This is a genomic window from Bacillus sp. 22483 (genome assembly GCF_052044605.1).
Lineage (GTDB): Bacteria > Bacillota > Bacilli > Bacillales > Bacillaceae > Bacillus > Bacillus altitudinis.
Genome location: NZ_JBQENU010000002.1, coordinates 41,794 through 54,000, shown reverse-complemented (window position 1 = coordinate 54,000; position 12,207 = coordinate 41,794). Strand labels below are relative to the sequence as shown.

General features: G+C 39.8%; 10 protein-coding genes. 7 read left to right on the top strand and 3 right to left on the bottom strand.

Annotated features, from left to right (window positions below):
- The first annotated feature begins 155 nt into the window (after positions 1 to 155).
- The 4 genes from cotE (at position 156) to ACTJJQ_RS03245 (ending at position 5,701) form a co-directional block, all read left to right on the top strand.
- Positions 156 to 701, top strand: coding sequence for an outer spore coat protein CotE (gene cotE, locus ACTJJQ_RS03260; protein WP_007499466.1), 546 nt, complete (start codon positions 156 to 158; stop codon positions 699 to 701).
- Positions 702 to 825: 124 nt separating this feature from the next.
- Entirely contained in the window at positions 826 to 3,402 is a 2,577-nt protein-coding gene (mutS, locus tag ACTJJQ_RS03255) for a DNA mismatch repair protein MutS (protein WP_440599947.1), read from the top strand.
- 22 nt (positions 3,403 to 3,424) lie between these two features.
- Entirely contained in the window at positions 3,425 to 5,326 is a 1,902-nt protein-coding gene (mutL, locus tag ACTJJQ_RS03250) for a DNA mismatch repair endonuclease MutL (RefSeq protein WP_217967188.1), read from the top strand.
- A 204-nt stretch (positions 5,327 to 5,530) separates the two neighbouring features.
- Positions 5,531 to 5,701 carry a hypothetical protein gene (locus tag ACTJJQ_RS03245; RefSeq protein ID WP_167493203.1) on the top strand — a complete coding sequence of 57 codons (171 nt, stop codon included), beginning with the start codon at positions 5,531 to 5,533 and terminating at the stop codon, positions 5,699 to 5,701.
- Positions 5,702 to 5,848: 147 nt separating this feature from the next.
- Here ACTJJQ_RS03245 and bslA read toward each other — a convergent pair whose 3' ends face one another.
- Both bslA and ACTJJQ_RS03235 read right to left on the bottom strand, forming a co-directional pair.
- Positions 5,849 to 6,385, bottom strand: coding sequence for a biofilm surface layer hydrophobin BslA (gene bslA, locus ACTJJQ_RS03240; RefSeq protein WP_024720390.1), 537 nt, complete (start codon positions 6,383 to 6,385; stop codon positions 5,849 to 5,851).
- A 125-nt stretch (positions 6,386 to 6,510) separates the two neighbouring features.
- On the bottom strand, positions 6,511 to 6,912 hold the full coding sequence (locus tag ACTJJQ_RS03235) for a hypothetical protein (RefSeq protein ID WP_186316899.1): 402 nt from the start codon (positions 6,910 to 6,912) through the stop codon (positions 6,511 to 6,513).
- A 590-nt stretch (positions 6,913 to 7,502) separates the two neighbouring features.
- On the opposite strand from ACTJJQ_RS03235, the gene ACTJJQ_RS03230 reads away from it, so the two are divergent.
- The 3 genes from ACTJJQ_RS03230 (at position 7,503) to ACTJJQ_RS03220 (ending at position 10,354) form a co-directional block, all read left to right on the top strand.
- Positions 7,503 to 7,976, top strand: a complete 474-nt coding sequence (locus ACTJJQ_RS03230; RefSeq protein WP_007499456.1) for a CarD family transcriptional regulator — start codon at positions 7,503 to 7,505, stop codon at positions 7,974 to 7,976.
- A 314-nt stretch (positions 7,977 to 8,290) separates the two neighbouring features.
- Positions 8,291 to 9,040: a poly-gamma-glutamate hydrolase family protein gene (locus ACTJJQ_RS03225; protein WP_008344021.1), complete on the top strand. Its 750-nt coding sequence runs from the start codon at positions 8,291 to 8,293 to the stop codon at positions 9,038 to 9,040.
- 165 nt (positions 9,041 to 9,205) lie between these two features.
- Positions 9,206 to 10,354: a Rap family tetratricopeptide repeat protein gene (locus tag ACTJJQ_RS03220; protein WP_008344020.1), complete on the top strand. Its 1,149-nt coding sequence runs from the start codon at positions 9,206 to 9,208 to the stop codon at positions 10,352 to 10,354.
- A gap of 89 nt (positions 10,355 to 10,443) precedes the next feature.
- Here ACTJJQ_RS03220 and ACTJJQ_RS03215 read toward each other — a convergent pair whose 3' ends face one another.
- Positions 10,444 to 11,769 (bottom strand): S8 family peptidase, encoded by a 1,326-nt coding sequence (locus tag ACTJJQ_RS03215; protein ID WP_017367283.1) that lies wholly within the window; start codon positions 11,767 to 11,769, stop codon positions 10,444 to 10,446.
- Between the last annotated feature and the right edge of the window lie 438 nt (positions 11,770 to 12,207).

Here is a 12,207-nt window from a genome sequence, read left to right as displayed (position 1 = left end):
CTCCAACTTTTCCAATTTTCAAGGCAAGTTTATGGGCGACCATGCATACACTGAAACAGAAATGAATTTAATTGAACATGAGACTCAAAATCGTGACACACTAGACGAATGCCCAGCATAAGATAAAACGATCAAGAACAAGGAGGCATGCCGGAATGTCTGAATACAGAGAAATTATTACAAAAGCGGTGGTTGCAAAAGGGAGGAAATTTACCCAAAGCACACACACCATTTCTCCATCGCAAAAACCAACCAGCATCCTAGGCGGTTGGATCATTAATCATAAGTACGATGCTGAAAAAGTCGGTAAAACAGTTGAGATTGAAGGTACATTTGATATTAACGTGTGGTATTCTTACGCAGACAACACGAAAACCGAAGTGGTCACAGAACGTGTAAAATATGTAGATATCATCAAACTGAGATATAAAGATAAAAACTTTCTTGATGATGAGCACGAAGTGATTGCGAAAGTCTTACAGCAGCCCAATTGCTTAGAAGTCACCATTTCTCCAAATGGCAATAAAATTGTCGTTCAAGCAGAGCGTGAATTCATTGCTGAAGTAGTAGGGGAAACCAAAATTGTTGTAGAAGTCAATTCAAGCTGGAAAGAAAAAGATGATCACGAATGGGAAGAAGAAGTGGATGAGGAATTAGAAGATATTCATCCAGAATTCCTCGCGGGTGATCCAGAAGAGTAATTGATGACTAGGGCGCATATCCCCCTAGTTTTTTTGTGCTTTGATCTAGGGAAAAAAGGTGAATTTTTATGCTATAATGAAAGATGGTATGAATTCGAAAGTAATATAGTGAGGGATTAGAAATATGGCAAGTTATACGCCCATGATACAGCAATATTTAAAGATCAAGGCAGATTACCAAGATGCCTTTTTATTTTTTCGCTTAGGCGATTTTTATGAAATGTTTTTTGATGATGCAAAAGAAGCAGCACAAGAATTAGAAATTACGTTAACAAGCAGGGATGGCGGGACGATTCCAATGTGTGGTGTTCCATATCATTCTGCGTCTGCATACATAGAACAACTGATAGAAAAAGGCTATAAAGTCGCCATTTGTGAGCAGGTGGAAGACCCTAAAACAGCAAAAGGTGTGGTCAAAAGAGAGGTCGTTCAACTGATTACACCAGGTACGGTCATGGACGGCAAAGGACTGAATGAAAACGAAAATAACTTTATCGCGTCTGTTTCCAGCTTTCAAAATGGCTACGGTCTTGCGCTTTCCGATTTATCAACAGGTGAAAACATGGCGGTTTTCATTGAACGGTTAGATGAAGTTGTGTCTGAAATTTATTCTGTCGGTGCAAAAGAGATTGTGGTATCAAAGCAGCTCGATGAAGAAACGGTGAAAACCCTGAAGGAACGCTGCCAAGCGACCATCTCATACGAAGATAGCGATGAATTAATAGATGAAGCTGAACGACTCGTTTCTCATCTTGACGAGCATCTGAAAATAGCATTTTTAACACTCTATGCATACTTAAGAAGAACGCAAAAAAGGAGTCTTGATCATCTTCAGCAAGTTCAAGTATTTGAGCTTGAACAAACAATGAAAATTGATCTTTACTCAAAAAGAAACCTTGAATTAACAGAAACCATCCGTTCAAAAAGCAAGAAGGGTTCTTTATTATGGCTCTTAGATGAAACAAAAACGGCAATGGGTGGAAGATTGCTGAAGCAATGGATTGATCGTCCGCTCATCCGCCTTTCACAAATCAAAGAACGCCAGGAAATGGTGCAAATTTTGATGGAACATTTCTTTGAGCGAGAGGATCTGCGAGAACGTTTAAAGCAAGTGTATGATCTTGAACGTCTAGCAGGCCGTGTGGCATTTGGAAATGTGAATGCCCGTGATCTTATTCAATTGAAAGAATCTCTCAAGCAAGTGCCGGCTATTAAAGAGCTTATCCATTCTCTCCCAGAGGATATGGCGAAATCTAGAGCAAATGACATTGACCCATGCGGTGATTTACTGGATTTATTAGAAGATGCTCTTTATGAGAATCCGCCGATGACGTTAAAAGAAGGCAATTTGATTAAAGACGGCTACAATGCAAAATTAGATGAATATCGTGATGCGAGCCGAAACGGGAAAGACTGGATTGCTCGTCTTGAACAGCAAGAAAGAGAATATACAGGCATTCGATCGTTGAAAGTCGGCTTTAATAAAGTGTTTGGCTACTATATCGAAGTGACCCGTGCAAATACGCATTTATTAGAAGAAGGCCGTTACGAAAGAAAACAAACCCTTGCCAATGCAGAGCGGTATATTACACCTGAATTGAAAGAAAAAGAAGCCCTTATTCTTGAGGCGGAATCAAATATTAGTGAATTGGAATATGAACTATTTTCTGCGCTTCGGGAACAAGTAAAAGCCTATATTCCTAGATTACAGTTGCTCGCAAAACAAATGAGTGAGCTTGATGCGCTGCAATGCTTTGCGACTGTGAGTGAAAAGCGGCGTTATGTCCGCCCTGAATTTTCATCAGATGAAGTGGAAGTCATTGATGGTCGTCATCCTGTTGTTGAAAAAGTGATGGATCATCAAGAGTATGTGCCGAATGACTGCCAAATGGGCAAAGGGAGACAAACCTTGCTCATTACTGGTCCGAATATGTCAGGGAAAAGCACATATATGAGACAAATGGCATTGATCTCGATTCTTGCGCAAATTGGCTGTTTTGTGCCAGCATCAAAGGCAACCCTTCCGATTTTTGATCAAATCTTTACACGTATTGGGGCGGCAGATGATTTGATTTCTGGCCAAAGTACTTTTATGGTAGAGATGCTCGAAGCAAAAAATGCGATGGTACATGCGACAAAGAACAGCTTGATTTTATTTGATGAAATTGGACGCGGGACAAGCACTTATGATGGAATGGCTCTTGCACAGGCAATCATTGAATTTGTGCATGATCATATTGGTGCCAAAACCCTTTTCTCCACTCATTATCATGAGCTGACGGTACTTGAATCCCAATTAAGCGAACTGAAAAATGTCCACGTACGAGCTGAAGAACATGAAGGGACAGTTGTTTTCTTACATCAAATCAAAGAAGGAGCAGCGGATAAAAGCTACGGCATCCATGTAGCGCAGCTTGCTGAACTGCCTGATGCGATCATTGATCGAGCCCAGACCATCTTAACAGAGCTTGAGAGCGGATCACATGAAGTGATTCCGCGCGTCTCTAAAGCCCCGAAAAAAGAAATGGCTGAGGAAAAGCAGCAGCTTTCTTTCTTTGAAGTGGAAGAAAAGCCGCAAACAAAACCTGTGCTGAAAAACAAAGATCAAGCAGTGATCGAAGAATTGAAGTCATTTAATTTAATGGATATGACACCGCTTGAAGCGATGACAAAGCTATATGAATTGCAAAAGAAATTATAATGTAAGGTGAGGTGAGCAAGAAATGGCAAAGATTATTCAGTTATCCGATGACCTATCAAATAAAATTGCAGCTGGTGAAGTGGTCGAACGCCCGGCTTCGGTCGTGAAGGAGCTCGTGGAAAATGCGATCGATGCTAGTAGTACTGTCATTGAAATCGATGTAGAAGAAGCAGGACTTTCTTCTATTAGAATTATTGATAATGGGGTGGGAATCGATGCTGAAGATTGTAAGCTCGCCTTTCAGCGTCATGCGACGAGTAAAATCAAAGATGAAAATGATCTGTTTCGTGTCAGGACGCTCGGTTTCAGGGGGGAGGCGCTGCCAAGTATTGCCTCCGTCTCTCACTTAGAAATGAAGACAAGTACCGGTGAAGGTGCTGGAACACACTTAGCTCTCCAAGGCGGGAAGATCATTTCGGAGAAAAAAACCTCTGGCCGTCGCGGCACGGAAATTGTGGTCACCAATTTATTTTATAATACACCAGCCCGTCTAAAATACATGAAAACTGTTCATACGGAGCTTGGCAACATTTCTGATGTTGTGAACCGAATTGCACTTGCTCATCCAGAAGTGTCGATTCGTTTGCGACATCAAGGAAAAGTGCTGCTTCAAACAAATGGAAACGGGGATGTGCGGCATGTGCTTGCGGCCATTTATGGAACGGCAGTGGCCAAAAAAATGCTGCCACTACATGTACAATCACTTGATTTTGAAGTGAAAGGTTATATTTCCTTACCAGAAGTGACAAGGGCATCACGTAATTATATGTCTTCTGTTGTCAACGGTAGATATGTCAAGCATTTCCCGCTGGTGAAAGCCATTCATGAAGGATACCATACACTGCTCCCAATCGGACGCCATCCGATTACATTTATTGAGATGAAGATGGACCCAATTTTAGTCGATGTGAACGTACATCCTTCTAAACTTGAAGTAAGACTAAGTAAAGAGCAGGAACTTCATGAGTTGATCAAACAAGGGATTAAAGACGTCTTTCAAAAGCAGCAGCTTATTCCAAGTGCTTCAGTGCCAAAAAAAGCACCAATGCCAGCAGTGAAAAATGAGCAGCAGTCCTTATCTTTTGATTCTAAACAAACAATGAATAGCCGAATGGAAACACCTGTTTCCTATGAGCCGGACTCGCTCGAATCGGCTGTATACGAGACCAGTCAGAACGACACATACGGGGTGCGTGAACCGGAAAGTACGGAAGCGACTTTACCAGCATCGTCTGAAGAAACGTTTGATCATGTATATGTAGAGGAATCTGCAGCTTCGCATGAACAACATGACGAAGTGATACTGGAAGACAGTGCAGCCCAGCATCAGGCTGAGAGTGAACGTGTCCCTGTGATGTATCCGATTGGACAAATGCACGGAACGTATATTTTGGCTCAAAATGAACGCGGTCTTTATATCATCGATCAGCACGCTGCCCAAGAGCGAATCAAGTATGAGTACTTTCGTGAAAAGGTAGGAGACGTTGAACAGGAAGTGCAAGAAATGCTTGTTCCATTAACCTTTCACTACTCAAAAAACGATATGTTGATTATTGAAGAGCATATCGATATTTTAGCAAAAGTAGGGGTCTTCTTAGAGCCATTCGGATCAGGCAGCTATATCGTTCGATCGCATCCGCAGTGGTTTCCTAAAGGAGAAGAGGCTGAACTCATCGAAGAAATCATTCAGCAAGTACTTGATGAAAAGCGTGTGGATATCAAGAAACTGAGAGAAGAAGCGGCGATCATGATGAGCTGTAAAGGCTCGATTAAAGCAAATCGTCATTTGCGCCACGATGAAATCAAAGCCTTATTAGATGAACTCCGGCAAACACAAGACCCATTTACATGTCCGCATGGTCGGCCGATTATAATTCATCATTCCACATATGAAATGGAAAAAATGTTTAAACGGGTGATGTAGAAGGATTTTAGCTGGTGGGTGAATCGGTTTGCCCACTAATTAATTTTTTAACCCGATAGTCTGTTTCGTGTTGTTGTGATGTGAAGATAAACATCCGCTGTCATGTTGTAAGGATAACCCCTTTCCTCAAATGGATAGGGGTTTTTGTTATTTGGTTATACGATTAAGTGAAGCGTGATATGAATGTAAAAAGGAGGGAATATGATGACATTTAAAAAAGCGTTCAATATAGGTTACTTTGTTTTGCTTTTATCTTTTTTTGTCGTATATTTTTTGCTTCCAGTCGATCAACTATTTACCGCAATTATGATCCTAACCTTACTATTTGGCGTATATCAATTTGTGATTTTTAAAAAACTAAAAGAGCAAAAATAATAATAAAAAACGCCATATGTGGTTTTGCCAACTAAATGATGACAGACCATCATGAGATATGGTGTAACAATTATATAAAATGCAGTAAACACAGCGGCGATAGTTGTGATAAATGAGAAAAAGCGCTCTAAGAGCGCCTTTTTTTGTTTAGCATCCGCAAGGATTTGGCGGTGTGACGACAACTGGCCGTTTATTAATATCAATCGTATCCTCTGCATAAAATGTGGAACCGATGCTGATCGCACGATTTTCTGCGCGGAACGTATATGTACCTGCAGCAGGAAGTACTTTATGAGAAAGTTGTAATGTATATTGGGAACTTCCGAATAAATCGAAACGAGCTGGAATGCGGACAGTTTTTCCATTGTTCAAAATGTAACTGTCTTTTAAAGCTTTTCCATTGATAATATCCTTTGTTGTGGCTTGAAAGCCTGCTGGTAAAGTAAATTCAACTGCACCAATACTTAGAACAGAATTTGGACGGTAAGTCAGGTCAATGTCAGAAAAAGACCATTCTTGTTTACTTGCTCCTGTGATTTTTGCATAAAGGGCAGCTGGCCTTGCATTCGTTGAAGCTTTGCTTTCCTCTGTTTTAGCCCCTTCAGCTGATGCGGCTAGCGGTACTGAGAGTGCCATGACCAATGTAAGCATCCCCATCATAATCATTGTCCATGTTTTCTTCATTTCTTCCTTCCCCCTTGGTTGATTATAGGTAAATAATAGATGATTACATCCATTATTTACCTACAAGGTTACCATATTCCTATATGTCATTAAATGGTATTTTATACCCTTATTTTGCTTGTTTTTTAGTAATAACGGGGTAGGAATGCATTTGGTTGGTTCATTCCGTAAGCATTTCCTGTCATATGATGATTTGCAGGCATCATCATTTGCATATCATGATAGCCGTATGGATGGTAGGGAGCCATACCATAACCGCCGTAGTGACCGAAGTGATGGTGATCGTTCATCTGTACATTTGAATAGGGTTCATACTGCTTCGTAAAAGGGGAATAGGCTGAATGATGATGCGGGTGGTGTCCGCTATAAGCATCTTTTTTACCGGTATGATAATGATTTGGCATATTCATATGGTCATGCATGTTTGGTGCGATCATATGCTCATGATTGGCTGTATACACATTTTCAAACGTGTGATAGGGATTTCCTTGATGGTAATGGTTGGTTTGGTTATTCATATTATTCATTTTGTATCTCATCCTTTTTTTCAGGTTGCCATATCTTATGAGCTGCACCTGTTTCATGAGCCTATCCATATGAAAGAAAAGAACGACATGTAACAAAAAAACCGGCTTTTCAGCCGGGAAAACAAAAAGCAGGTGCAGCGTCAAACACTAAAATGAGAAGCTATGTCTTTTTCTGCGACGCTTTTTACATCTGCTGCAGACACTTTTAGGAAAATAATGGGGATCGTAGCTTCTTGACGTATCCCAAAAATCGCTCTCAAACCAATCATCTTTTTTATGATAAAACTTCTTTTTTTCACATGGATCCATATGGTGATGATCGTCATGCTTTTTATAGCATTTTGAGTGGGAATGTTTGCTCTTGCATTTGCACATTGTCATCCCTCCTAAATGTGACTCAATGCTAGTATATGCAAGAAAGGTGTACGAGGACTGGATGGTGGCGCTCCTTTTGTAAAAAAAGGCTAATTCTTTAAAAACTCAAATAAAAAGAATTGACTAGTGCTAAATTAACATGATAAAATATAAATTTTTATCCTCTGCTGAAATGTGTTATAATGATATTGTGAATACTTTCGGAGGTGGCGGATTTGTTTCAAATAGGTGATAAAATTGTTTATCCAATGCATGGAGCCGGTGTGATTGAAGGAATGGAAGAAAAAGAGATTTTAGGTAAGACGCAGGAATATTTTCTGATTCAAATGCCGAATATGCAGATGATGGTCCCAAAAGGCAGAATCAATCAACTAGGTATACGTCCAGTAGCTGATCAAGCTACGCTGAAAGTTGTGATGAACAATTTTGCAGAAGAAACAAACGACGACACGCTTACTTGGAAGCAAAGATATGATGAAAATCTGAAAAAGCTAAAAACAGGTTCGATTGAAGATGGTGCAGACGTTGTCAAAGATCTGATGAGACGTAATCAGAAAAAAGCCTTAAATTCTAGTGAAAAGAAGATGCTTGAAGATGCACGGGGCATGTTAGTGAGCGAAATTTCACTTGCACAAGGCATGTCGCAAGATGAAGTGCTGACAGCATTAGAGAATGAATTAAGAGTTTAATGCTGGATATACAGAGACTGGCTGTAAACAGAAGGAGATATTCCTTTTGTTTACAGCTTTTTTATTTGAAAAAAGATGAAAATTCCCAATTTTGTAGGCGTTTTTGACTAAAACTAAAATGAGGTCATAGGATTTAGTTTTTACTTGCACATGAACCGTTTTAAAGAAGCCGAAAATACCTAGGGCAACATAAAAAAACAGGTAAGTTCTCCTGATTCATGAAAAGGAGCCGGACATTCTTTGAATTCTTTTAGCGATTGATAGTAAAATAATGCGATAAGATGACATCGAAGAGAATGAAAAGGAGCGGTGAAATGAAAAGACTACTCATAAGTGGATTCATCTTTCTCATCCTGTGTGCTCTTTTAATGGTGAAATGCAGCCATTCTATCCAAGAAAATAAAGAGCAAAAACAACATCATGAAGAAGTAGAAAAGTATAAGAAAGAGCGAAAAAAAGGGGATCAATATGAAAGTTTTAAACAGCTTATACGGCATGAAAGAGACGGCTATGAGATAGAGTTTCATGAAAAAGGAGGAAGTGACTTACTTGTCTTTTCTCCTCACGGCGGTGAAATTGAGCCAGGAACAAGTGAAATTGTAGAAGCATTTGAAAAGAAGTACTCTACGTATTTATTTGAAGGGACAAAACAAGACAACAATCGTGATTTGCATATCACTAGTACAAAATTCGATGAACCGATTTTGGTTCAAATGATTAAAACATATCCCTTTTCTATATCTATCCACGGCTATAAAAGTGATAGAAGACATACACTTGTGGGCGGGACAAACGAAAAAATGCAAGAAGCGGTTGTGCGAGAACTAAAAGACAGGGGCTTCTCCGCAGAGCTCGTGCAAAAAGGCGAGCGCCTCTCTGGAACGGATCCAAACAACATTAATAATCAAAATGCAAGTGGCGAAAGTGTCCAATTAGAAATTAGTACGGCGCAGAGAAAAGCCTTTTTTGACAACTTTGATACAAGAAAAGGAAAGAAAAAAGCATTTAGTCGCTATGTCAGTGGTTTAAAAGAAGTGCTTAGAGAATTCGACCCTTCTTCGTAGAAAAAAGGTTTTGATGGGCAAAAGTACTCTCTTTAAACTTGGTAAAAAAGATAGAAATGTGCAAAATCAACATAAAATATGAAATAAATGACAATTTGCCTTAAAATCATAAATTATGTAAAATAATAGTTATCAGTTTGATATGATAGAATGGGGCTGAAGTGGATGGCACACAAAATACCATCTTCCGAAGTAGGTGTAAAAATCAATCAATGGTACACACATATTTGCAAATTTGAAGTTGATCAGGCAAACGATATGAAGCGCCTTGTTGAAGAAGACATTCATGAGATGGAAGAAGATCAAGATTTATTACTCTATTATTCTCTCATGGATTTTCGCCATCAAATGATGCTTCAGCACTTAACGCCAGTCCATGCAGGGAATGAATCGCTTCAAGCGGTTTCTTTTCCAAAAGATATTGAAGAGGCAGAAGATGAGATGACGGGTTTATTGGGCTATTACTTTCATTTTTTCCATGGAATGTATGCATTTACCCAGCACCGGTATATCGAAGCCATTTCCTATTATAAGCATGCGGAACATCAGCTGATCTTAGTGACAGATGAGATCGAAAAAGCGGAATTTTATTATAAAATTGCTGAAGTATACTATCATATGAAACAAACCTATTTTTCTATGCATTATGCGAAAAAAGCGAGAGACATCTATAAGAAACATCAGCTTTATGGAAAAAGAAGCATTCAATGCGATTTTGTGATGGCAGGTAATTGGATTGATGTAAGTCAGCATCAAAAAGCGCTCCCGTATTTAGAAAAAGCTTTAAAAGTGTGTGAAGCAATGGAAAGAAAAGAATGCACATCTTATTTTAAGGCGATGGCCCTCAATAACTTAGGAACTTGTCATTATAGTATGGGAACCTATCATACAGCGACGGTCTTCTTTGAACAAGCCATTTCACTTTATCAAAAAGATCAAGCTGCAACGATGATCAAATCATTGTTTTCACTGGCTCTTACTTGTTTTAAACTCGAAGATATGGAGCGAGCGAGTGAGGCTATAAAGGAAGGCATGAATCAGGCATCTATATTGGGAGATGAAATTTATCAATTGAAATTCCAATTTTTACAGGCACTCTATATAGAAACAGACAGCTCTGAACAATTGAGATCAGCCCTTTTGGGACTACGAAACAAAAAAATGTTTGCTGATTTAGAGGAATTGGCACTTGATGCGGCTAATTATTATAAGGAACGCGACATGTACAAGGAATCTTCCACTTTTTTTGAAATTGTGATCGAAGCGCGTACGCACATTCAAAAAGGAGATGAGATGTATGAGAACGAAGCATAACATGTCAGCTGCTCAAGTAGAAGAAAGACTTCACACATAAAAACAGACAAAACAACACCCTTTACGAAAAACGTAAAGGGCTTTTTTATTTATTCTTGGATGGCTTTTTCTGCGTCGATGGCACCTGCTCCGTAAATCATTGGGTCCTCTCCAGACCACTTGCTTGTATTTTCTTTTAATAAGGCTTTGACTTCATCAGGTGTTAAATCTGGTGAATGCTCTAATAATAGTGCGCAGATACCGGCACAAATGGGTGTCGCCATCGAAGTGCCAGATAACGTCGTATAATCATCATCGACTCTACTTGATTTATCTAGTTTATCTAGGAATGATCTTGGTGATCTAAGAGAGACGATATTGACTCCTGGTGCGAGGAGGTCGGGCTTTGTTTCACCGTAGACCGTTGGACCTCTGCTCGAAAATGGTGCCACGACATCGTCACTTGATTCTGGCGTATTTCGATCATCATAGGCTCCGACCGTAATGACTTTTTGACTCACGGCAGGGCTTGCGATTGTTTGACTGTTAGGACCGGAGTTCCCAGCAGCAACGCATACAACAATCCCTTGATCCCAAGCTGCATTGACAGCGCGCACCATCGGATCGTCTTGTTCGTCATCATAACGCTGCGCATCGCCGCCTAGCGACATACTGATAATGTGAATTGGGTCATCAGGATGGTCTTCGTTGAACTGTATGCACCATTCAACACCTTCTATAATAGTAGAAAGTGATCCAGCGCCTTGTTTATTTAACACTTTTACCCCAATGATATTGGCTTTTGGAGCGGGTCCTTTGTATAAGCCGTCTGAGGCAGCTCCGTCTCCAGCCACATCCCCAGCGCAATGCGTTCCATGACCGTTATCATCGTAAGGTTTCGTTTTTTGTTTGACTAAATCTACAAAGTCGCGAATTCTTCCATCTAAGTCCTCATGTGGGTATATGCCTGTGTCAACGACCGCTACCGTAATGCCTTCACCGGTTAAGGTTGTGCCATTTCGAACGACTTCATCCGCATGACTTGATTGTGTCGCCACATCCAGCAGTGCATGTACCTGTCTGTCTAAATATATTTTGCGAATATGCTCCCCATTTGCTAAGAGTTCCTCTAAAGCAGCAGGGGTAAGATCAGCTGCGCAGCAGTTAATATGTGAAAAATGTTTTTTGATGTTTGTTTTTCTGCTTTTTTTCATTAGCTGCTTTGTGCTTTGAATACCTGCTTCGACTGCATCTTCTTTAAATTCAATGATGACCCGAAGCTTCTTGCTCTTCTTTAACCTTCCTTCAAAAAAACGATGAAGAAAACAAGGCGTCCACTTAAAAGGCTTATAGAGGTGAAGGACGGTCTCTCTTAAAGGCTGATCCAATTTACTAGCATGTGTTCTGACCATTTGTACCATGGAAAATCCAAACATGTGATGCCCTCCATTCTAGCTATCCATTCTCGTACACTCTTACGTTATGAACATGACAGCATCTTCGTTCGGATTCTTGTCCCTTCTTTTGTTCATATTGGCGTCTGACTCATTTCATCCAAAAAGAAAAAGCGTTTACATTTTGTAAAATAATAGAAAAAGGTGGAAATCATATCAAAACTGCCGATGATAGGTGGGAGAGTTCTTCTTAGAGAACCAGTAAAACAGAGGATTCTGCAGAAAAAAGGGGGTTCTAGACAGGGTCAATGCTCATACAAATGTGATTCATTCCAGATGAAAAAAACCAAATCAGCATAAAAAAAAGACGAATTAAAGAAAACAGACTGGGTAGGACTAGGTCATTTTAAACATAACTTCATTTGTTTGTCATACTATTCTAACTCTGTTTTCAATCAGGAAAGGCGTTTCTGTGTATAT